Annotated in this window: 17 protein-coding genes and 1 pseudogene; 7 read left to right on the top strand and 11 right to left on the bottom strand. The window is 67.2% G+C overall.

The window, feature by feature from the left end; translation table 11 throughout:
* Positions 1–73 precede the first annotated feature (73 nt).
* From M0765_RS24420 to M0765_RS24405, 4 genes and pseudogenes are all read right to left on the bottom strand, one after another.
* Positions 74–1294, bottom strand: a complete 1221-nt coding sequence (locus M0765_RS24420) for a hybrid sensor histidine kinase/response regulator (protein WP_258506411.1) — start codon at positions 1292–1294, stop codon at positions 74–76.
* Positions 1284–1889 (bottom strand): chemotaxis protein CheB, encoded by a 606-nt coding sequence (locus tag M0765_RS24415; RefSeq protein WP_258506410.1) that lies wholly within the window; start codon positions 1887–1889, stop codon positions 1284–1286. Before M0765_RS24415 ends, M0765_RS24420 begins: the two co-directional genes overlap by 11 nt.
* Positions 1886–2752: a CheR family methyltransferase gene (locus M0765_RS24410; protein WP_258506409.1), complete on the bottom strand. Its 867-nt coding sequence runs from the start codon at positions 2750–2752 to the stop codon at positions 1886–1888. The genes M0765_RS24415 and M0765_RS24410 overlap by 4 nt, the downstream gene beginning before the upstream one ends.
* Positions 2749–6254 (bottom strand): annotated as a pseudogene (locus tag M0765_RS24405) (response regulator). Before M0765_RS24405 ends, M0765_RS24410 begins: the two are co-directional and overlap by 4 nt.
* Before the next feature lie 213 nt (positions 6255–6467).
* Here M0765_RS24405 and M0765_RS24400 point away from each other — a divergent pair.
* Positions 6468–8756: a helicase C-terminal domain-containing protein gene (locus M0765_RS24400; RefSeq protein WP_258508435.1), complete on the top strand. Its 2289-nt coding sequence runs from the start codon at positions 6468–6470 to the stop codon at positions 8754–8756.
* Positions 8743–9351, top strand: coding sequence for an alpha-ketoglutarate-dependent dioxygenase AlkB (locus M0765_RS24395; RefSeq protein ID WP_258506408.1), 609 nt, complete (start codon positions 8743–8745; stop codon positions 9349–9351). Before M0765_RS24400 ends, M0765_RS24395 begins: the two co-directional genes overlap by 14 nt.
* 19 nt (positions 9352–9370) lie before the next feature.
* Here the strand turns inward: M0765_RS24395 and M0765_RS24390 are convergent, their stop codons facing one another.
* Both M0765_RS24390 and M0765_RS24385 read right to left on the bottom strand, forming a co-directional pair.
* Positions 9371–10066, bottom strand: coding sequence for a UdgX family uracil-DNA binding protein (locus M0765_RS24390; protein WP_258506407.1), 696 nt, complete (start codon positions 10064–10066; stop codon positions 9371–9373).
* Between the two features lie 42 nt (positions 10067–10108).
* The gene (locus M0765_RS24385) at positions 10109–10297 is read right to left on the bottom strand and encodes a hypothetical protein (protein WP_258506406.1); all 189 of its coding nucleotides are present in this window, start codon (positions 10295–10297) and stop codon (positions 10109–10111) included.
* A 176-nt stretch (positions 10298–10473) separates the two neighbouring features.
* On the opposite strand from M0765_RS24385, the gene M0765_RS24380 reads away from it, so the two are divergent.
* The 4 genes from M0765_RS24380 (at position 10474) to bioD (ending at position 14986) form a co-directional block, all read left to right on the top strand.
* Positions 10474–11334 carry an NmrA family NAD(P)-binding protein gene (locus tag M0765_RS24380; RefSeq protein ID WP_258506405.1) on the top strand — a complete coding sequence of 287 codons (861 nt, stop codon included), beginning with the start codon at positions 10474–10476 and terminating at the stop codon, positions 11332–11334.
* Between the two features lie 319 nt (positions 11335–11653).
* A complete protein-coding gene (gene bioA, locus M0765_RS24375) occupies positions 11654–13051 on the top strand; it encodes an adenosylmethionine--8-amino-7-oxononanoate transaminase (protein WP_258506404.1) in 1398 nt (465 codons plus the stop codon).
* The gene (locus tag M0765_RS24370) at positions 13035–14267 is read left to right on the top strand and encodes an 8-amino-7-oxononanoate synthase (RefSeq protein WP_258506402.1); all 1233 of its coding nucleotides are present in this window, start codon (positions 13035–13037) and stop codon (positions 14265–14267) included. The genes bioA and M0765_RS24370 overlap by 17 nt, the downstream gene beginning before the upstream one ends.
* On the top strand, positions 14264–14986 hold the full coding sequence (gene bioD / locus M0765_RS24365) for a dethiobiotin synthase (protein ID WP_258506401.1): 723 nt from the start codon (positions 14264–14266) through the stop codon (positions 14984–14986). The genes M0765_RS24370 and bioD overlap by 4 nt, the downstream gene beginning before the upstream one ends.
* A gap of 13 nt (positions 14987–14999) precedes the next feature.
* On the opposite strand, the gene M0765_RS24360 is transcribed toward bioD, so the two are convergent.
* Positions 15000–16049, bottom strand: a complete 1050-nt coding sequence (locus M0765_RS24360; RefSeq protein ID WP_258506399.1) for an aldo/keto reductase — start codon at positions 16047–16049, stop codon at positions 15000–15002.
* 224 nt (positions 16050–16273) lie between these two features.
* Between M0765_RS24360 and M0765_RS24355 the strand changes: the two genes are divergently transcribed.
* Positions 16274–17269: an AraC family transcriptional regulator gene (locus tag M0765_RS24355; protein ID WP_258506397.1), complete on the top strand. Its 996-nt coding sequence runs from the start codon at positions 16274–16276 to the stop codon at positions 17267–17269.
* A gap of 21 nt (positions 17270–17290) precedes the next feature.
* Here the strand turns inward: M0765_RS24355 and M0765_RS24350 are convergent, their stop codons facing one another.
* The 4 genes from M0765_RS24350 to M0765_RS24335 form a co-directional block, all read right to left on the bottom strand.
* The gene (locus M0765_RS24350) at positions 17291–19660 is read right to left on the bottom strand and encodes a phosphoketolase family protein (RefSeq protein WP_258506396.1); all 2370 of its coding nucleotides are present in this window, start codon (positions 19658–19660) and stop codon (positions 17291–17293) included.
* A 32-nt stretch (positions 19661–19692) separates the two neighbouring features.
* Positions 19693–19938, bottom strand: a complete 246-nt coding sequence (locus M0765_RS24345; RefSeq protein ID WP_258506395.1) for a BON domain-containing protein — start codon at positions 19936–19938, stop codon at positions 19693–19695.
* Between the two features lie 176 nt (positions 19939–20114).
* Entirely contained in the window at positions 20115–21542 is a 1428-nt protein-coding gene (locus tag M0765_RS24340) for a DUF5666 domain-containing protein (protein ID WP_258506394.1), read from the bottom strand.
* On the bottom strand, positions 21539–22381 hold the full coding sequence (locus M0765_RS24335; protein ID WP_258506393.1) for a DUF6502 family protein: 843 nt from the start codon (positions 22379–22381) through the stop codon (positions 21539–21541). Before M0765_RS24335 ends, M0765_RS24340 begins: the two co-directional genes overlap by 4 nt.
* Between the last annotated feature and the right edge of the window lie 22 nt (positions 22382–22403).

The raw sequence follows: 22403 nt of genomic DNA, 5'->3' as shown, positions 1-22403 counted from the left end.
GGCACGCTTTCAATCAGCTAAGGCGAACCACGCAGTATCCCGGTCAAACGCAAGGTGTGCAGTAGGAAGGCGCCTACGCTTCCGCTTGCGCCGCAGTCCGGGCAACGGATTCCAGCGGCAGTTCGACCCGGAACAGCGCCCCTTCGCCCGGCGTGCTCTCCACCTCGATGCGGCCGTTGTGCAGGCACACGATCTTGCGCGTGATGTACAGGCCCAGGCCCAGGCCGGACGCGTGCTTGCGGCTGTCGTCCGTGCGTTCGAACTGCTCGAAGATGCGTTGCTGGTCCTCAGGCGCAATGCCGATGCCCTGGTCGCGCACCGTGATGTGCGCGGTGCCGCCAACCCGGCCGAGCACCATTTCGACCGGCTTGCCGCGGCCGTAGCGCAGTGCGTTGGTCAGCAGGTTGGTCAGCACCTGTTCGATGCGGAACTCGTCCCACACGCCCCGCAGTTCGCGCGGCGCCTCGAGCGCGATCTCCGAGCCGGCGGCCTCGGCCTGCTGGCGCAGGCCCTCCACCACGGTTCGCGCAAGGGCGGCAAGGTCCACCGGCTTCGGTTGTATCGAGAGCGCATCGCGCCGCATGCGCGTCACGTCGAGCATGTCGTCGATCAGCCGCACCATGTTGCGTATCTGCCGCTGGTCGCGTTCGATCATCGCGGGCAGCCGGTCCGCGGCAAAGGATTCCAGGTTGCCCTTGGCCACATGCAGCTGCCGCAGCTGCGTTTCGAGATAGAGCGTGTTCAGCGGCGTGCGCAGCTCATGCGAAACCATCGACATGAAGTCGTCGCGCATCTGCACCGCGCGCTCGAGCTCGCGCTGCGCATGCCGCAGCTGCTGCACCAGTTGTTCCTGCTTGTGGTTGGCGGCTGCCAGCTTTTCCATCTCCTGGCCCAGCGCCTTGCGGTGGCGGTGCAGGTCGACGAACACGTTGACCTTGCTCGTGACTGCATGCGGATCGAGCGGCTTGTGCAGGAAGTCGACCGCGCCGCTTTCGTAGCCCTGGAAGGCGTAGTTGAGTTCGCGGCCCGCCGCGCTCACGAAGATGATGGGAATGTGCCGCGTGCGCTCGGTGCCGCGCATGAGCTCGGCCAGTTCGAAGCCGTTCATGCCGGGCATCTGCACATCGAGAATGGCCAGCGCAAACTCGTGGTCGAGCAGCAGCGCAAGCGCCTGCTCGGCCGAGGTCGCGCGGTACACCGCGCGCCCGGGGCCGCGAATCAGGGCTTCGAGCGCAAGAAGGTTTTCCGGCAGGTCATCGACGATCAGCAGCTTGCTTTCGACGTCAATGGGCATGGGTGGACTCCAGTTGCAAGAGCAATGCGCGGAGCTCGCGCAGGGGCAGCACGTGATCGGGAAAATGCAAGGCGATGGCCGCTTGGGGCATGATGGAAATCTGGGCTTCGTTGGGGTCCTGAACGGCGGTGATGCCGCCGGCCTGGTGAATACGCTGGAGGCCCTCGGCGCCGTCTTCGTTTGCGCCGGTCAGCAGCATGCCGGCGAGCGCGGGGCCGTAGGCGTCGGCGGCGGAACTCATCAGCACGTCGATCGAGGGTCGCGAAAAATGCACCGGCGGCTCGCAGCTGAGCGAAAAGCGCCGATCGCGCTCGATCGACAGGTGATAGCCCGGCGGTGCGAAATACACATTGCCGGCCGCGAGCGGCATCTTGTCCGCCGCCTCGTGCACGGGCAGGTGCAGGCGATCGGCAAAGATCTGCGCCAGGTGGCTTTCGTGGTTTTCGGGCACGTGCAACACGATCACGACCGGGAGCTTCCACGATGCCGGAAGCCCATTCAGCAGCGTGAACAACGCCTCGATGCCGCCGGCGGATGCGCCGAGCACCACGGCCTCGACACGCCGGCCCGGGGTTGGGGGTGCGGTCAGCTTCATGTGGCCTTGCGGTAGATGCGCTCCGGCTTCGAATGAGCATCGAAACGCTGCGAATAACTCGAAAAGTCGATGCTCTCCTTGGAGCCCAGCCCGAGAAAGCCGCGGTGGCAGAGCGACTCATGAAAGAGGCCCAGCGCGCGGTCTTGCAGCTCGCGGTTGAAATAGATGAGCACGTTGCGGCAAGACACCAGCTGCGTCTCGGCAAACACGCTGTCGGTGGCCAGGCTGTGATCGGCAAAGATGACGTCGGCGCACAGCGATGGGTCGAAGCGGGCAGCCTCGTAGGCGGCCGTGTAGTAGTCGGAGAAAGAACTCCGCCCGCCCGCGCGCTGGTAGTTGGCCGTGTACCCGCGAACCGCCTCGATCGGAAAGATGCCCTGCCGCGCCTTTTCGAGCGAAGCGGGGTTGATGTCGGTCGCGTAGATCTGCGTGCGCGCGAGCAGGCCTTCTTCGCGCAGCAAGATGGCGAGCGAAAACACTTCTTCGCCGGTGCTGCAGCCTGCCACCCACACCTTCACCGAGGGATAGGTGTGCAGGATGGGCACCACATGCTGGCGCAGCGCAAGAAAGTAGGCGGGGTCGCGGAACATCTCGCTCACGGGAATCGTCAGGTACTGCAGCAGCCGGCCGAACAGCGCCGGGTCGCGCAGCACTTTTTCCTGCAGCGCCGAAATGCTCGGCAGCCCGAGCTGCGCGAGCGCATGCAGCACGCGCCGCTTTTGCGACGCCACGGTGTAGTTGCGGAAGTCGTAGCTGTACTTGAGGTAGATGGCCTCCATCAGCAGCCTCAGCTCGATCTCCGTGTTGCTCAACGGGGAGGGCGGGGAGGCCGGCAGCGGCGAGGGCGGGACGGTGGAGGTCACAGCCGCTCCATTTTCGGCAACCACACGCGCAAGAGCGAGAACAGGCGCTCCAAATCCACAGGCTTGGCCAGGTAGTCGCTGGCGCCGGCGGCCAGGCACTGCTCGCGGTCGTCCTTCATGGCCTTGGCGGTAATGGCAATCACGGGCAGCTTGTCGAAGCGCGGGTCGGCGCGCAGGCGGCGCGTGGCTTCCAGGCCGTCCATCTCCGGCATCATCACGTCCATCAGCACCAGGTCGATCTCGCGCACCTGGGCGAGCTTCTCGAGCGCCTCGCGGCCGTTGCGGCCGATCTCGACCGCCGCGCCGCGCTGCTCCAGCGCGCTCGTCAGCGCAAAGATGTTGCGCACGTCGTCGTCCACCAGCAGGATGGTGCGTCCCTCGAAGATGCGGTCGCGCCCGCGCGCGGCCTTGAGCATGCCCTGGCGTTCGCTGGAAAGCTCGGCTTCCACCTTGTGCAGGAACAGCGTGACCTCGTCGAGCAGCCGCTCGGGCGACCGGGCGCCCTTGATGATGATCGAGCGTGAATAGCGCTGCAGCTCGGCTTCTTCGTCGCGCGTGAGATTGCGGCCGGTGTAGACGATCACCGGCGGGAACGAGACGATTTCTTCCGCCGCCATCTGCTTGAGCAACTCGCCGCCCTGCATGTCGGGCAGGTGCAGGTCGGTGATCATGCAGTCGAACACGCGCTTGCGCAGAAGCTCGAGCGCTTCTCCGCCGGAGCCCACGGCAATGATCTCGATGTCTTCGTCGCCGATGAGCCGTATCACGCTCTCGCGCTGCAGCGCGTCGTCTTCGACCAGCAGCACGGTCTTGACCTTCTGCGTGAGCTTTTCTTCCAGCCGGGCGAACACCTGCATCAGTTCGGCGCGGGTGGCCGGCTTCTGTGCGTAGCCGATGGCGCCCATGTGCAGCGCGGCGGCCTGCGCGTTGTCGGCGGCCGACACCACATGAATCGGAATGTGGCGCGTCTTCGGCGAATCCTTCAGGCGCTGCAGCACGTCCAGCCCGGTGCTGTCGGGCAGGCGCATGTCGAGCAGGATCGCGTCGGGCAAGAATTGCTGGGCCAGCTCGAAGCCGTCTGCGGCACCGTGCGCCACCAGGCAGCGGTAGCCGAGCTCGTGCGCCAGGTCGTAGAGGATGTGCGCGAACTGCGGCTCGTCCTCGATCACGAGCACCCGGCGCACCTGGTCGCGCGGCAGCTCGCGGTCATCCGCAAAAAGCGGTGGCGGCACGGCGCCACCGGGTGCCGGCGGCGCGGGCAGCGCATGACCGGTGAAAGAGGTGGGAAAGGTCGAAGAGGAGGCCAGCGCCGCAGCCGGTGTGGCCGGAGCCGGGGCTGGAGCCGGCGCTTCCAGCCCTTGCGGCGCGACGGCCGGCAACTGCAGCGTGAAGGTGCTGCCTTGGCCGGGCTGGCTTTGCACCGCGAGCGTGCCCCCAGCAGCCGCGTGAGGTCGCGCGAAATCGAAAGACCCAGGCCCGTGCCGCCAAAGCGGCGGCTGGTCGTGCCATCGGCCTGGTGAAAGGCTTCGAAGATCAGCGCTTGCTGGTCGGGTGCAATGCCGATGCCCGAATCGGAAACCGCGAAGACCGCGCCGCCGTCCGGCGCGGCGGAAACCACCAGCGCCACCTCGCCGCTGTCGGTGAACTTGATCGCATTGGAGAGCAGGTTCTTCAGGATCTGCTCGACCCGGTGCCGGTCGGTTACCAGCAGGGGCGGTGTGCCCGGGCGCATCTCCAACCTGAAGGCCAGCCGCTTTTCGCCGGCCAGCGGCTTGAAGGTGCTCTCCAGGCTTTGCGCAAGTTTGTCGAGCGCCACGTTCTCGACCACGATCTCCAGCTTGCCCGCCTCGACCTTCGAGATGTCGAGGATGTCGTTGATGAGCGTCAGCAGGTCGTTGCCCGACGAATAGATCGATTCGGCGAACTTCACCTGCTCGGGGCTCAGGTTGCCTTGCGGGTTGTCGCCAAGCAGCTTGGCCAGGATGAGCGCACTGTTGAGCGGCGTGCGCAGCTCGTGCGACATGTTCGCCAGAAACTCCGACTTGTAGCGGCTTGCCCGCTGCAGCTCGTCGGCCCGGTCTTCCAGGTCGCGCTGCACGCGGCGCAAGGCGGCGTTGCGCTGGTCCAGCGCCTCGGTGCGCTCCGAAAGCTGGCTGTTGGTCTGCTCCAGCTCGGCCTGCTGGTTCTCCAGCATGGCCTGCGAAGCCCGCAGCGCGCGCGACTGTTCCTCGAGTTCCTCGTTGGCGGTGCGCAGTTCTTCCTGCTGCACCTGCAGCTCTTCGTTGAGCTGCTGCGTTTCGGCCAGTGCGTCCTGCAGCTGTTCGCGGTAGCGGGCCGCGGCCAGCGAATCGCCGATGTCTTCGCCCACCAGGTCGAGCAGGTCGTTGGCGCGCGAATCGGGCGCGGCCGGAAGGCCGAGCTCGACCACGCCGTTGACCACGCCGTTGCTCGACACCGGCATCAGCAGCACGGCCGAGGGCGCCATTTCGCCCAGGCCCGAATTGACCTTCAGGTAGTCGGCCTGTATCGGCTCGACGAGCATGCGGCGCCTTTCCGCCGCAGCCTGGCCAAGCAGGCTCTGGGTGGGCGAAAACACTTGCGGCGAAGCTTCGGCCTCCATGGAGAAGCCGTAGCTCGCCGCACGGCGCAGCGACCCGTCCCGCTCGCGAACGTACAGCGCACCCACCGCGCTGCCCAGGTGGCGCGAGCAAAAGGCCAGGACCTTGCGGCCCAGGTCGTTGGCGCTCAGTTCGCCCACCAGTTCGCCCACCAGCTCGGTTTGCGCACTTCGCAGCCACGCCTGCTGCGCCAGCCGCTCGGCATGCGCGGCTTGCTCCTGCAGCACCACGTCGTAGCTGTTCGAAAGCCGCACCAGCTGCCGCCGGCCGAAGTACGCCACCAGGCCGGTGAACAGCAGCGTGAACAGCAGGAACGTGCCCACCACCAGCCAACTCGTGCGATTGGCCTGCTCGCTGCGCTGGAAACGCAAGCCCTGTTCGGTCTCGATGAAGCCGGCAAACTCCGCCCGCATGGCGTCGCTCAGCTGCTTGCCGCGGCCTTGCCGCACCGCCTGCTGGTAATCGGAGCCGCCCTTGCGCACGGCGATCAGGCCGCGGGCGTATTCATTCCAGTCCTGCTGGAGCGCGGCGATGCGTTCGAGCCGCTCATGCTGCTGCCGGTTGTCCGAAACCAGCTTGCCGAGCGCGTCGATGTCGCCCTTGATCCTGGGCAGGGCGGTTTGGTAGGGCTCCAGAAAGCTCTCGTCCCCGGTAATGAGAAAACCGCGCAGGCCGGTTTCCATGTCGATGCTGCGCCGCTGCAGCTCGCTGGCGCTGCGCGTGACGCGGTCGGAGTGCTCGACCGCACCAATGGTCGACAGCAAGAAGACGATCAGGCCGACGAACACCAGTGCGCCGATCAGGCCGCCCAGCAGCGGCAGTTTCAGGTTCCGGCTCAGCAGGCGGTCGAAATCATCGGGGTCGATCGCGGTCGGAGTTTTCATTCGGGCAAGATTTGTAAGCAAAACTTTTCTAGTTTTGCCCAAGTCCGAGGTCCTTTGTGTCGGAGAAGGCCCCGAGACGCTCTTGTGCGGCAATGCGGTGCGCCACCTGGGGCTCGCAGTTATACTGTTGTTTCATACAGTGCCAGCCAAGTGACAGCGAATCCTTCGATCAAGCTGCAGAACGGGGTAATCGATCCGCCCGGCGATCGCACGGTGTCCGTCAAGGCGCTGTGCGCCTTCGCAGCCAAGGAGGGCGACCTCGACCTGCGTTTTGTGCCTGCGCCCAGCGCGCTCGAGGGCATGGCCGGCCACGCGCTGGTGCAGGGCCGGCGCGGCGACGGCTACCAGAGCGAGGTGGCGCTGGTCTCGCACTGGGGCGCACTCAAGGTGCGCGGCCGTGCCGACGGGCATGACCCGCGCGAACGCCGCGTCGAAGAAATCAAGACCTTCCGCGGCGACTTCGACGCCATCCGCGGCAACCACCGGGCGCTGCATTGGGCACAGGCACGCACCTACGGCTGGATGCTGTGCGAAATGCACGGCTACGAGCGCATGACCGTGGCGCTGGTGTACCTCGACCTCGCCACCGGCGACGAAACCGTGCTCGAAGAGCAGCACGAACGGGCTGAGCTCCAGGCGCATTTCGAGCGCCTGTGCGCCTGCTACAGCGCGTGGGCCGAGGCCGAAGCGGTGCATCATGCCGCGCTCGATGGCGCGCTCGGCCGGCTCGAATTTCCGCACGGCACGTTCCGCGCGGGCCAGCGGGAACTGGCCGAGGCGGTATACCGCGCCGGCGTGAACGGGCGCTGCCTCATGGCGCAGGCGCCCACCGGCATCGGCAAGACGCTGGCCACCATCTTTCCGCTGCTCAAGGCCCGGGCCGCGCAAAAGATCGACAAGATCTTCTTTCTTACCGCCAAGACCTCGGGCCGCGCCGTGGCGCTGGACGCGCTGCGCTTGCTGGGCAAAGACTGCGCACAGGTGCGCGTGCTCGAGCTCACCGCGCGCGAGAAGGTGTGCGAATACCCCGACCGGGCCTGCAACGGCGATTCATGCCCGCTCGCCAAAGGCTTCTACGACCGCCTGCCCGCCGCGCGAGAGGAGGCCGCGCGCACCGCACGGCTCGACCGGCAGGCGCTGCGGCACATTGCGTTGGCGCACACCGTGTGCCCCTATTTCCTCGCGCAGGAAATGGCGCACTGGTGCGACGTGATCGTGGGCGACTACAACTACTACTTCGACGGCAGCGCCTTTCTCTTTGCCACCATGAAAGATGCCGAGTGGCGCGCGGCCGTGCTGGTCGACGAGGCGCACAACCTGCTGGAGCGCGCACGCGGCATGTACACCGCACAGCTCGACGGCCCGGCGCTCGAAGAAGCCCACCGCGCGGCGCCTGCCGCGGTGCGCGGCCCGCTCGCCCGGCTCTACCGCGAGTGGGACACGGTGCAGCAATCGCAAACCGAGCCGTATGACGTTGTCGACGAGGTGCCCGAGCGCTTTGCACGCGCCCTGCAGGCGGCCAACATGGCCATGGGCGAGTACTTCACGGCCACGCCGGAGGGCCTGCAGGGGCCGCTGCAGCGCTTCTTCTTCGACGCGCTGCAGTTCGCCCGGATGGCTGAATCGTTCGACGACCATTCGGTTTTCGAGCGGACGCTGGGCCCCGCGCAAGACCAGCAGCAGCGCAGCCTGTCCATCCGCAACCTGGTGCCCGCACCGTTCCTCGAACCGCGGTTTGCCGATGCCGCATCGGTCACCTGCTTCTCCGGCACCTTGTCGCCTTTCGAGTTCTACCGCGACGCGCTCGGGCTGTCGGCGGACACGGCCTTGCTCGACGTGGCTTCGCCTTTCTGCAGCCGGCAACTGCGGGTGGAAGTGGCCATGAACGTGTCGACCCGGTTCCGCGACCGCGCGGGTTCGCTGCGCAGCGTGGCCGAAATCATCGGCGCCCAGTTCGAGCGCCTGCCGGGCAACTACCTCGCGTTCTTCAGCAGCTTCGACTACCTTGAAAAAGCCTGCGCGGCTTTCCTGGCCAGGCACCCCGGTGTGCCGGTGTGGGCGCAGACCCGCGGCATGGCCGAGGCCGAGCGGCGCGACTTTGTGGCTCGCTTCGAAGAAGGCGGGCAGGGCATCGGCTTTGCCGTGCTCGGCGGCGCATTCGGCGAAGGCATCGACCTGCCCGGAAGCCGGCTCATCGGCGCCTTTGTAGCGAGCCTGGGCCTGCCGCAATACAACGCCTTGAACGAAATCACGCGCGAGCGCATGCAGGCGCGCTTCGGCAAGGGCTACGAGTACACCTATCTCTACCCCGGCCTGCAAAAGGTGGTGCAGGCGGCCGGCCGGGTCATTCGCACCGAACAGGACCGCGGCGTGCTGCATCTGCTGGACGACCGGTTTGCACGCGCCGAAATCCGTCAGTTGCTGCCGCCCTGGTGGGAGCTGCAACCGGGCGGCCCGGCGCGCGCGAAAAGAGAGCGGGGAGGCTTCGATGCGGTCCGCTAGGCGCATCCAGCTGGCCGACGAGCCCGACCTGTTCGGCGAGGTGCCGGCGGCCGCGATCGAAGGCCTGCGGTACGAGCACGAATTTCTCACGCGCGCCGAGGAAGAGGAGCTGCTGCGCATCGTGCAGGGCTTCGAGCTGCGGGAGATGCGCTACAAGGAATACACCGCGCGCCGCCGCGGCATCAGCTTTGGTGGCAGCTACGACTTTGCCAACCATCGCTTGAAGCCCGGCGCCGCCATGCCGGAGGTTTTCCACCCGCTGAGGGCCAGGGTGGCCGAATGGATGGGCATGGCGCCCGGGGATTTCGCCCACATGCTGGTGGCCGAATACCGACCTGGGACGCCGCTCGGCTGGCATCGCGACGTGCCCGACTTTGAAGACATCGTCGGTGTTTCGCTGCTCGGCGATGCCGTGATGCAACTGCGGCCTTATCCACCGGCCAGCGCCAGCGCACCTGCGGGCCTCGAGCTGCTGATGGAGCCGCGCTCCATCTACATGCTGCGCGGCGAAGCGCGCTGGGCATGGCAGCACGCCATTGCGCCCACCGAGACGCTGCGCTATTCGATCACCATGCGCACGCGACGGCGCACATGACATCTCGCGCGGCCAGGGCTTAGGCGGGGGCTGCCGTTCGAGTCCGTCGCGGGGCGCGCACCGGCCGGGGCGCGGGGGCTGCACGCTTGGCAGTTTTAGTGGCCGCCGTTTTCTTCATCACATCCGAGGCGACCCGCAGGTCCTTGAGCCAGGCTTCCCACGCGGCCTCTCGTTGCTCGGGGTCGCCGCGCAGCAGGGCAGAGGGGTGCAGCGTCACCAGCACGCGGTGGCCGGCGGCATTCTCCTGCCACTGGCCGCGCTCCTTCATCACGGCCACGGGCCGGCCCAGCAAAGAGCGCGCGGCCGTGCCGCCCAGGGCAATGAAGGCGCGCGGCTGCACGAGTTCTATCTCGCTTTCGAGCCAGTGCCTGCAGGCTTCGGCCTCGCGCTGGCCCGGCGTCTTGTGGATGCGGCGCTTGCCGCGAAGCTCGTATTTGAAATGCTTCACCGCATTGGTCACGTAGAGCTTCTCGCGCGACCAGCCGAGCTCGGCCACGGCGCGGTCGAACAGCTTGCCGGCGGGGCCCACGAAGGGGCGGCCCACCAGGTCTTCCTTGTCGCCCGGCTGCTCGCCCACCACCATCAGCACGGCCCCGACCGGGCCTTCGCCAAAGACCGACTGCGTCGCGGGCTCGCCCAGTGGGCACTCGCGGCAGGCGTCGGTGGCGATGCTCAGCGCCTTCAGGGCGGCAGTGGCTTCGTTGCGGTGAGACACGGTCGAGACGACGTGTGGTTTGCGGTGTTCGGCCGGCCGCCCTCAGTGCGTGCCGCCGCCCCGCCGCGACTGGGTCTGGTTGCTGCTGCCGACATGGCTTTCGCGGTCATGGCGGCTTTCGGCGGTGCGGCGTGGCTCGTTGCGGGGCGTGGGGCTCTGGTTGCCCGCCTTGTTGTGATCGGGCGGGAGCGAGCCGCGTTCATCGGGGGTGTTCGGGTTCGTCTTCGACATGAATTGCTCCTTGAAAAGAATGCGTGGACATGCATTTCTCCGCGCGCCGCGCGGCCGGCTGTGTGGGAATAGACCCACGACGGGCGTCGTCCAAGCCGGGCGCTCGCGGCGGCGGCGGGCCAATAGCTTCGAGCCATGTCATTTCCGGTTTGCAACCGTTGGAGAAAGGCACACGCATGACGCACATCGTCCTTGGCGCCACCGGGCATGTCGGCTCGGTGCTGGTTTCTGCGCTGCTTGCGCAAGGCCAGAAGGTGATCGCGGTCACGCGCGACGCCGCACATGCCGAAGCCTTGCACCGGCAGGGCGCCACCGTCGCTGAGGCCGACGTGTTCGACGTGCCTTCGCTGCGGCGCGTGGTGGCCGGCGGCAAGCGCCTGTTCCTGCTCAACCCGCCCGCGCCGCCTTCGACCGACACGGCTGCCCAGGAGCAAAGGAGCCTGGATTGCATCCTCGAAGCGATCGAAGGCTTGCCGCTCGAGAAGATCGTTGCCGAATCGACTTACGGTGCGCAGCCTGGCGACCGCATCGGCGACCTCGATGTGCTCTACCGGATGGAGCAGGCGCTTGCCGCCCGGCCCGTGCCAGTGAGCGCGATTCGTGCCGCCTATTACATGAGCAACTGGGACGCCTCGCTCGAGACCGCGCGAAGCGAGGGCAAGCTGGACAGCATGTATCCGCCCGACTTCACGCTGCCGATGGTGGCGCCGCGCGACCTTGGCGAGTTTGCGGCGCGGCTCATGCTGGGCGAGGCCCGCTCTTCCGGGCCGCACTATGTCGAGGGGCCGGAGCGCTACTCGCCACGCGATGTCGCTGAGGCGTTCGCAGAGGCACTGGGGCGGCCGGTGGAAGTGGTCGTGACGCCGCCCGACCGATGGGAGCAGGCGTTTCGTTCGATGGGATTTTCGGAGGCCGGCGCAAGGTCTTATGCCGCCATGACGCGCCTTACCGTCGATAACAAGGAAGAGCCGGAAAGATCCGAACGCGGGGCGACTTCACTGCGCGAATACATCTCGGCGCTGGTGAAGAAGGGCTGAAAACGCCAAGCTGCCGGGCCCAATTTTTCTGATTTTCAAAATCAGCCATCGGCCTGTCCGATAACAAGAAAACACACCCGTGCTCCGGCGGACCCTCGATATTCCGCAACTATCTCTATCGCCTGCAAGACAACTTGCGTCCGCCCCTTCCCACGTTCTGCGCACGCGAAGCCGCCGTGTTGCACGAGCTTGATTCGAACCATCACCTACGCCGGTCAACGCCGCTCAAACCGGCAACATCTCGCATCGGAGCCGGCGGTTTGCCGAGGCGAATCGGCGCCGATACGATCCCGCGCCTTGCTCCTAAAGGATTACGCGGATGCCGCCAACGACTGCTACCCACCCGACGCCCGCGCCGTCAAAAAACGCGAGCTGGCAACAGCGCAGCCGGCGCCACGTGTGGCATCCGTGCACGCAGAGCATCCGGCTAGAAGCTGTGCCACCGCTGCCGATCGCGCGGGGCGAGGGCGTCTGGCTTTACGACCACGACGGCCGCCGCTACCTCGACGCGACGAGTTCGTGGTGGGTCAATCTCTTCGGCCACGCACACCCGGCCATCAACGCCGCGCTGAAAGACCAGCTCGACACGCTTTCGCACGTGATGCTCGCAGGCTGCACGCATGCGCCAGCGGTGGAACTGGCCGAGCGGCTCGCCGCGCTGACCGGCCATGCGCTCGGCCATTGCTTCTACGCCTCCGACGGCGCATCGGCGGTGGAGATCGCGTTGAAGATGAGCTTTCATGCGTGGCGCAACGCGGGCCGCAGCGGCAAGCGCAACTTTGTCGCGCTGCGCAACGGCTACCACGGCGAGACGCTGGGCGCGCTGCATGTGACCGATGTGCCTGTGTTTCGCGATGCCTATGCGCCGCTGCTCGCGAACGCGCACCTTGTTGCCTCGCCTGACGCACGGGCCGCACTGCCTGGCGAAGATGCAGTCGACGTGGCACGGCGCGCCGCCGCCGAACTGGAGGCACTGCTGGCCGAAAGCCATGCGTCGATTGCGGCCGTGATCGTCGAGCCGCTGGTGCAATGCGCCACCGGCATGGCCATGCACGACCCCGAATACCTGCGCCTGGTGCGCGCGCTGTGCGACCGCTACGGCGTGCACCTCATCGCCGACGAGATCGCAGTGGGTTGCGGCCGCACCGGCAGCTTCTTCGCGTGCGAGCAGGCCGGTATCTGGCCCGACTTTCTTTGCCTCTCCAAAGGCATCAGCGGCGGCTACCTGCCGCTGGCGCTGGTGATGACGCGCGATGCGATCTACGAAGGCTTTGTCGACGACGACGTGGCGCGCAGTTTTCTGCATTCCCATTCGTACACCGGCAACGCTCTGGCCTGCCGCGCTGCCATTGCAACGCTCGACCTGTTCGAGCAAGAGGATGCGCTGCGGCGTAACCGAGCGCGCGCCGAACGGCTCGTCGGCCGGTTGCGCGAAGGGCTGCGCGGAATACCGGTCGATCACCTGCGCCAGCGCGGAATGATCACGGCCTTCGACGTGCGCGAACCTGGTGCCCGCTTTGCGGAGCGCTTTCACCTGGCCGCGCGAGCGAACGGGTTGTTGATGCGGCCGATCGGCGCCACGGTGTACCTGATGCCGCCGTATACGATTGGCGACGGCGAGATCGACCTGCTGGTCGATGCAACGCTGGCCACGCTGCGGGCGCTCGACGTGCCCGGCCGCGCGGAACAGGGAGGCCGCGATGTCGCGCTTGCTTGAACGGCTGGAGGACGAGATTGCGGTGCTCGATTCGCAGTCGCTGCGCCGCCAGCGGCAGATCGCCGAAACCGCCTGCGCGCCCGAGCAGATGCTGACGCTCGCCGGCGCACAAGCGCAGCGCGCCATGCTCTGCTTCAGCAGCAACGACTATCTCGGCCTTGCCGCGCACCCGGCGCTGGCCGCGGCATTGGCCGAAGGCGCGGCACGCTATGGCACGGGCAGCGGCGGGTCGCATCTGGTGCTTGGCCATTCGCGCGCGCATGCGGAGCTGGAAGAGCGGCTCGGCGACTGGATGGCGCCGTTCATTCCCGGGGCGCGCAGCCTGTTCTTCTGCACTGGCTACATGGCAAACCTTGCGGTGCTGTCGGCGCTGGGCGGCGCCGAGGCGGTGATTTTCTCGGAGTCGCTCAACCATGCGTCGCTGATCGACGGTGCGCGGCTCGCCAAGGCGCGGGTCGAGCGCTATCCGCATTGCGACCTGGCCGCGCTGGATGCGCAGCTCGGCGCCTGCGAGGCGCCCGTCAAGCTCATCGTGAGCGATGCGGTCTTCAGCATGGACGGCAACATTGCGCCGGTGGCCGGGCTGCTCGCGCTGGCGGAGCGCCACGATGCCTGGCTGGTGCTGGACGACGCGCACGGCTTCGGCGTGCTGGGCGCCACGGGGCGCGGCGTGCTGCAGGCGGAGGGCCTGCGCTCGGAGCGGCTGGTGCTCGTCGGCACGCTTGGCAAGGCGGCAGGGGTTTCGGGGGCGTTCGTGGCGGCGCACCGCACCGTGATCGACTACTTGGTGCAGCGGGCGCGGCCGTACACCTTCACCACCGCTGCACCGCCCGCCATTGCGCATGCGCTGCTTGCAAGTCTCAGGCTGATCGAAGGCGAAGAGGGCGATGCGCGCCGGGCGCGCCTGAAGGCACGCATCGCCCAATTGCGCCGGGGCCTCGGGGCCATCTTGCCGCCCGACGCCAGCGCGTGGCTGCCGGAATCGCCCACCGCGATCCAGCCGCTGATCGTCGGCGGCAACGCGCGTGCAATGGAAACGATGGCGCAGCTGGATGTTCGCGGCCTGCGCGTGGGTGCGATCCGTCCGCCGACCGTGCCCGCCGGCACCGCGCGCCTGCGGATCACGCTCTCGGCCAGCCACAGCGAGTCCGATGTGGCCCGGCTGGTCGATGCACTGGGCAATGCATTGGCGCAGCAGTCCGAGGTGCACCAATGACGCCCCGCCGCTGGTTCGTTACCGGCACCGACACGGGCGTCGGCAAGACGCTGGTCAGCAGCGCAATGCTGAGCCTGCTGGCCGACTCCGGCCTGCGCTCGGTCGGAATGAAGCCGGTGGCGGCGGGCCTGGATTGGGTCGATGGTGCGTGGCGCAACGACGATGTCGAGCAGCTGAATGCCGCAGGCAATGTCAATGCGCCGCTGGCGCTGCGTTGCCCCTACCTGCTGCGCGCGCCGATGTCGCCGCACCTGGCGGCGCGGGAAGAGGGCGTGCGCATCGAATTGCCGCCGCTGCTCTCGGCCTTCGCGGCCTTGTCGGCGCGTGCCGACGCGGTGGTGGTCGAGGGGGTTGGCGGGTTCTGCGTGCCGTTTGGCGATGACCTCGACAGCGCAGACCTGGCCGTGGCGCTGGGCTTGCCCGTGGTGCTCGTTGTCGGGCTGCGCCTGGGCTGCCTGAATCACGCGCTGCTCACGGCCGAAGCCATCCGGGCGCGTGGCCTCATGCTGGCAGGCTGGGTCGCGAGCATCGTCGAACCGGAAATGCTTGCGCCCGAGGCCAACCTGCAGACCTTGCGCGGCCGGCTCGGGGCGCCGTTGCTCGGCGTGGTGCCGCACCTGGCGGAGGCGTCCGCGGGCAATGCCGCGCGGCATCTCGACCTACGGGCATTGCGCGCCACCGGGGCGCACCCGGCGCGGCGGGCTGCCGCGCTCGCCTGATCTGGCCAGGCGCTCAGCCGCGCTGGCCTGATTCCGCGAGGCGCTTGGCCCGCGCGCCGCCCTGGCGTTCGAGCATCCAGCCCGGGTACTCGGACGGCAGAGCGCTCACCTGGTCGAGCGTCGCAAGCTCATCGGCGTTGAGCCGGATGCCCGTTGCGGCAATGTTGTCGTCCAACTGCTCGACGCGCTTGGCGCCCACGATCACGCTGGTTACCACCTGCTGGTGCAGCAACCATGCCAGCGCGATCTGCGCCACCGACACCTTGCGCGCCTCGGCCAGTTCGCGCATCGCGTCGATGCAGTCGTAGGCCCGCTCCACATTCACCGGCGGAAAGTCGAAGGTGGTGCGGCGGCTGCCTTTTTCGGCTTCGGTATTGCGCCCGTACTTGCCGCTGAGCAGGCCGCCCGCCAGCGGGCTCCAGACCATCAGGCCGACGTTTTCGCTCCGCAGCATGGGCGCGAGCTCGCGCTCCAGGTCGCGGCCCGCAATGGTGTAGTAGGCCTGCAGCGACTCGAAGCGCGCGAGGCCCTGGCGCTCGGCAATGCCCAGCGCCTTCATGATCTGCCAGGCGGCCCAGTTCGAAACGCCCACATAGCGCACGTGGCCTTGCTGCACCAGGTTGTCCAGCGCGCGCACGGTTTCCTCGATGGGCGTGACCGGGTCGAAGCCGTGGATCTGGTACAGGTCGATATGGTCGAGCTGCAGGCGCTTCAGGCTGGCCTTCACGCCGTCCATGATGTGATAGCGCGAGGCGCCGGCCGCATTGGGGCTCTTGCCGGCTTCGCCGAAAACCTTGGTGGCAACCACGACGTTGTCGCGCGGCACCTTCAGGTTCTTCAGCGCCTGGCCTGTCATGGTTTCCGAGAGGCCTTCGGAATACACGTCGGCGGTGTCGATGAAGTTGATGCCGGCGTCCAGCGCCCGGCCGACCAGGCTTTCGGCCTCGGCCTGCTGCAAGTTGCCGATGTGGCCCCAGATGCCGCTGGCGCCGCCGAAGGTCATGGTGCCGAGGCACAGCTCGGAAACGAACAGGCCGGTGCGGCCGAACTTGCGATATTGCATGGAGAGGGTCCTTTGCGTTGGAGGGGCGTCGGCAAAAAGTATCCGCCCGCGGCCCCCGGGCCGACGAGCGCGTTTCTGCAAAGTCTTTGCCTATTTCTCCAGACCTATGTCCAGGCCCGTGCAGATTCATGAGTGCGGCGCTAAGCTTTGAACCACCCGATCCTCCACGCTGCCCGCACGCCTGGCGCAGACTCCGTTGATCCAACCCGCGACAAGGCCCGAACATGTCCGACGAAACACCCGAAACCACTGCCGCCATTGCCCAGCCGATGCCCCTGGAGCCCGAACTCGACGAAGCCAGGAAGGAACTGGTGGCGCTGATCAACCGCATCACCGGCGGGCGCGACGGCACGGTGGAAACACCGGTGGCCGGCCTGCAGGTGTTCTGCATCAGCAAGCCCGACGGTCCCAAGCACGCCTTTGCAACCCCGGCGCTCGGGCTCATTGCCCAGGGCTCCAAGCGGATCATCGTGGGCGACGACATCTATGTGTACGACCCGATGCACTACCTGGTGACTTCGGTCGACCTGCCCGTATGCGGCCAGGTGCGCCTGACGAGCGACAACGAACCCTACCTCGGCGTGCGGCTGGAGCTGGCAATGGACGACATCGGCGAGCTCATCGGCGACGAGAAGCTGCCCGCCAAGGCCAACGCGCCCGCCTCGCGCGGCATGTACGTCAACCGCATTGCCATGCCGGTGCTGGAGCCGGTGCTTCGGCTGCTGCGGCTGGCCGAATCGCCCGAGGACGTGCCGATCATGGCGCCGATCATCAAGCGCGAGATCATGTACCGCCTGCTGGTGAACGGCGAGGGCGCGCGGCTGCGGCAGATTGCATTGCAAGACAGCCACACCCAGCGCATTGCCAAGGCCATCAGCGCGCTGCGCGTCAACTATGCGCAGTCGCTGCGCATCGAAGACATGGCGCGCGCGGTGCACATGAGCGTGTCGTCGTTCCACCATCATTTCAAGGCCGTCACGGCCATGAGCCCGCTGCAATACCAGAAGCAGCTGCGCCTGCAGGAGGCGCGCCGCCAGATGCTGATGGCCGGCGCCGACGTGGCGAGCGCCGCGCACAGCGTGGGCTACGAAAGCCCCTCGCAGTTCGCCCGCGAATACGGCCGCATGTTCGGCGCGCCGCCGCTGCGCGACAAGCGGCGCTGGCTCAGCGACGCCGAGAACGACGCGCAGCTGGGCGGCGCGACCATGGCGGCGGCCTGAGCAAGGGCGCTGGCGCGCTGTTCAGCGCGCCCAGCGCCAGTTCTCGATCTCGGGCATGTCCTTGCCGTGGCGAGTGACATAGGCGCGGTGCTCCAGCAGCTTGTCGCGCAGATGTTGCTGCACATGGCCCGCGCTGTTGCGAAACCGTTCCACCCGCCCAATGGCGTCGGCCGCCAGATGAAAGCGGTCCAGCCGGTTGAGCACAGTCATGTCGAACGGCGTGGTGGTGGTGCCTTCTTCCAGGTAGCCATGCACATGAAAGTTGCCGTGGTTCGCGCGCTTGTAGGTCAGCCGGTGGATCAGCGACGGGTAACCGTGGAATGCGAAAACCACCGGGCAGCCGGTGGTGAAGATCGAGTCGAAGTCCGCATCGGTCAGCCCGTGCGGGTGCGCATCGGGTGACTGCAGCGCCATCAGGTCGACCACGTTCACCACGCGCACCCTCAAGTCCGGCAGCATCTTGCGCAGCAGGTCGACCGCGGCCATCGTTTCGAGCGTGGGCACGTCGCCGGCGCAAGCCATGACCACGTCGGGCATGGCGCCTTCGTCGTTGCTGGCCCAGGTCCAGACGCCCAGGCCCACCGTGCAGTGGCGCACCGCGGCATCGATGTCCAGCCACTGCGGGCCGGGCTGCTTGCCGGCCACGATCACGTTCACGTAGTTGCGGCTTCGCAGGCAATGGTCGACCACGGAGAGCAGGGTGTTGGCATCGGGTGGCAGGTACACGCGCACCACCTCGGCCTTCTTGTTGATCACGTGGTCGAGAAAGCCCGGGTCCTGGTGGCTGAAGCCGTTGTGGTCCTGCCGCCAGACGTGGCTGGTGAGCAGGTAGTTGAGGGAGGCGATTGGCCGCCGCCAGCCGATGCCGCGCGTTACCTTGAGCCACTTGGCATGCTGGTTGAACATCGAGTCGACGATGTGGATGAACGCCTCGTAGCAAGAGAAGAAGCCGTGGCGCCCGGTGAGCAGGTAGCCTTCGAGCCAGCCTTGGCAGAGGTGCTCGCTGAGCACTTCCATCACGCGGCCGTCGGGCGACACGTGCTCGTCGCCGGGCAGGATCTCGGCGGTCGAGGTTCGCGCCGTCACGTCGAACAGGTCGCCGAGCCGGTTCGAGGCGGTTTCGTCCGGCCCCATCACGCGGAAGTTGCGCGACGCTGCGTTCAGCCGCATCACCTCGCGCAGGAAGCGGCCCGCCACGCGCGTGGCCTCCGCGTCCGACGCGCCGGGCGATTCGACCGCGACAGCATGCTCCCGGAAGGGCGGCATTGCCAAGTCGGTGAGCAGCAGGCCGCCGTTGGCGTGCGGGCTGGCGCTCATGCGCTTCGCCCCCTTGGGCGCAAGGGCCGCAATGTCGACACGCAACGCGCCGCCGTCGTCGAACAGATCCTCGGGCCGGTAGCTGCGCATCCAGTCTTCGAGCAGCGCCACATGGCCCGGCTTGCCGGAAAAACCCGTCAGCGGCACCTGGTGCGAACGGAACGTGCCCTCGACCGGCACGCCGTCCACCTGGCGGGGGCCGGTCCAGCCCTTGGGCGAGCGCAGCACGATCATCGGCCAGCGCGGCCGTTCGCTGAAGCCGTTTTTTCGCGCGCGGGCCTGGATGGCGTGGATGTCGTCGAGCGCCTTGTCGAGCGCTGCCGCCATCAGGCGGTGCATCTGCGCAGGATCGTCGCCGGCCACGAAGTACGGTTCGTGCCCGTAGCCTCTCATCAGTTGCGCCAGTTCTTCGTCGCCGATGCGCGCGAGCACGGTAGGGCCGGCAATCTTGTAGCCGTTGAGATGCAGGATGGGCAGCACCGCACCATCGCTCGCGGGGTTCAGGAACTTGTTCGAATGCCAGCTCGCGGCCAGCGCGCCGGTTTCCGCTTCGCCGTCGCCGACCACGCAGCAGGCGAGCAGGCCGGGGTTGTCGAACACGGCGCCATAGGCGTGCAGCAGCGAATAGCCGAGCTCTCCGCCTTCGTGAATGGAGCCCGGCGTTTCGGGCGCCACGTGGCTCGGAATGCCGCCCGGAAACGAGAACTGCGTGAAGAGCTGCTTCAGCCCTTCGGCGTCCGGCCCGACATGGGGGTAGACCTCGCTGTAGGTGCCTTCGAGGTAGGTGTTGGCGACCACGCCCGGCCCACCGTGTCCCGGCCCGGCAATGAAGATGGCATCGAGCTCGCGCGCGTTGATGACCCGGTTCATGTGCGCGTACACGAAGTTGAGGCCCGGCGTGGTGCCCCAATGGCCCAGGAGGCGCGGCTTGATGTGGGCCAGCTCGAGCTTCTCGCGAAGCAAGGGGTTGTCCATCAGGTAAATCTGGCCCACGGACAGGTAGTTGGCCGCGCGCCACCAGGCGTCGAGAAGCGAGAAGTCCTGCTCAGCCGCAGGCGGGGAGGTAAGAGGCATGGGCTGCTTTCTTCGGGTTGGCACCCGAAGTGTCAAAGCTTGGGCGGTGTAGCGGCTTGATGCGTATCAACCGTGGTCAACTGGTTCACGATGGTTCCGATGCCTTCGGCGCGGCGCACGGCGCGCTCCACGGCGGTCTTCAGACGTTCGCTGGCAAGCCTGCCCTGCAACGTGACCACGCCGCCTTCCACGCACACGTCAACATCGCATCCCACCACCGCCGGGTCCCAGTTCAGCTGGGCGAAGACCTCGTGCCTGAGTTCAAGATCGGGGTTCATTCCAAACCTTTCGAAAAAGAGGTTGTTCGAACAGGGCCGTTCTTCTTCTTTTTCGTCGCGCTCGGCTCACAGGATGCCGCGATCGAGCCGGAGGTGCAAATGCAACCCCTGGGTTTTCTCGGGCGTTTTTGGGGCAGGCGCCGGCCGGCTGGACGGCGCGGCCGCGTGGCAGGCCGTTAGGGCGTGAAGGTGACGCGCTTCGCGATGAGCACGCCGTTTTCTACCGCGTCGCCGACCACGGTCACGCGGCGGCCGTTGGCCAGCTGGACGATGGTTCCGCCTTCGAACGCGGTTCCGGGGCGGCCGGCGTCCACCTGGCGGCCCTGCACCCGGAAGTTGGAGGGCGACTGGTAGCCGCCGATGGCACCGATCAGCGTGAAATCGACCGGCCCGCCGACGCCCGGGACGTTGCGGATGCGAAGCTTCGTCACCACCAGCACGCCGTTGGTCATGAAGCCGTCGAGTTCGAGCTTGACGCCGTTGCCGATCGACGACGCCAGGCCGCCGGTGATGAGTGCGTTGGACGCATTGACCGCCGTGCCGAGAACCTTGAAGTCGCCGAGCCCGTTGTAGTTGGCGACGATGCCCGCGAGCTGCACCGCCGCGGTGTTCTGGGTGGGTATGGCATACCAGCCCTGCACCTTGGTGGCGTTGAAGATGCCCGCAAACGGAGCCACGGTGCCGCGCACGCGGACGATGGAGCCCTCGGCGAGGGTGGATTCATCGATGCCGCCGGAGAACAGGGCGCCGCTGTACCTCACCGTGGTCTGTCCGAGCGCGAAACTCTTGCCGATGCGGTCGAGGTTCTGCACGAATCCGGTGACCAGCGGTTCGGCCGAGGCCGGCTTCAGCTCGACGCGGGTGGCACGCAAGGTGCCCGGCGTAGAGGGCAGGCCCCACACCTGAACCTGGCTTGCGGTAACCAGGTCCGACAGGCTGTTTCCGCCGCTCCACACGGTGGCGTTGTCGGTGGTGACCGTGGTGCCCATCACCACAAAGCTGCCGCCTGCAAGGTCGATGGAAGAAACCGCGCCGCGCAATTCGGCCGCCGAAAACACCTGCTGCGCCGTGGCCGCGGTGAACTGGTTGTCGATCTTGCCGGCAATGCGCACGCTCATGCCGATCTGCAGCTCGCTGGTGTCTTCGAGGTTGAAGTTAGCGGGAGCGATTCCGTCCGGAGCTTCCGGATAGGTCTTGTAACGCACGCCGTTCAGGATGATGCTGCCAATGCCGCCCACGGAGCCTACGCCCGTCGCGTCGGCGGTGCTCACGCCGGTGCCGCCCGAACCCACGCCCGAACCGTCGTCGGTGCCGTTGCCCGCGGTGCTCGTGCCGTCGCTGCCGCCGCCGGTGCCCGTGCCCCCGGTGCCTGCACCGCCCGTGCCCGTACCGTCGGATCCGCCCGCGGTGCCGGTGCCGCCGCTACCGCCGGTGCCCGTACCAGGGGAGCCGTCGCCGCTCCCGCCGCCCACGGCCGCGCTGCCGCCAAGGCCCACGCCGCCGACGGAAGTTCCGCCGCCGCCACCCCCACCGCCGCACGAGAGCAGCAGGGCCATTGCTCCGGCAAGGAGGATGCCGCGCATCCAACGGTAGTGGTTCTTCATGGCGTTTTTTCTTCCCGCTTGGGGGCGACGACCGGCGCAAGCGGCGCGGCGTCGTCTTCATAATAAGTGTAGATGCCGACCCGGATGCGCCCTTTGGCGCCGTTGGGGGCGCGGTCGACGGCGCGCGTCATCTCGCCCGCCAGTTCGTGGTGCAGGGCGGACCAGCGTTCGCGCACCAGCTGATGGATGCTCTCGCAATCTTCCATCCCCAGGCCGCGCGCGTACACCGCGCGCTCGAGCATTCGAGGCTGCTCGCCAAGGGTGTTGGACACCGCGGCCAGCAGGTGGTCGCGGCCGTTATCGCCCAGAAACGCCAGCATGGCCTGCAGGTTGTCCACCGGCACGAATCCGTCGACCTTGAGCTCGGCGCAGCCGTCCTGCTCGGCCGCCATGTTCAGGCGCACCAGTTCGTCGAGGATGGCGCGGTGGTGCACATTGCCGCGGCTGCCAAGCCGTGCCACGGTTTCGAAGGAGGGAATGTCCTCGGCGTCGGCGGTGATCGGGAGCCGCTGGTAGGCCTGGTTTTCCGACACCATCTGCAGCCACAGTGTGAATGTCTTGGCCGCGGCCGAGATTTCCGTGTGGGGCAGGGCATCCACCGGAGCGCGAACCTTGGAAGTCACGGCCTTGCGATTCAGCCCGGTCGTGACCGACAGCTGGCTGATATTGGGCTTTGCCACACCCTGCTTGCGCCAGGAGCGCGTGGCTTCCTCCAGCAGCAGGTCGCGCAGCAAGACTTCCAGGTGCGGGTGCTTCACCCCCATGGCCAGGGCGAGCCGCACCACCGGCCGCAGAATGCGGCCGCACGCGGCAAGTGCCCAGTCCAGCTGGTGTTCCATGAAATGAGACGTTTTTACTGAT

It is taken from the genome of Variovorax sp. S12S4, from assembly GCF_023195515.1.
Classification (GTDB): domain Bacteria; phylum Pseudomonadota; class Gammaproteobacteria; order Burkholderiales; family Burkholderiaceae_C; genus Variovorax.
Note: the sequence above shows the minus strand (reverse complement) of the source record. Positions and strands in the feature narration are given on the sequence as shown.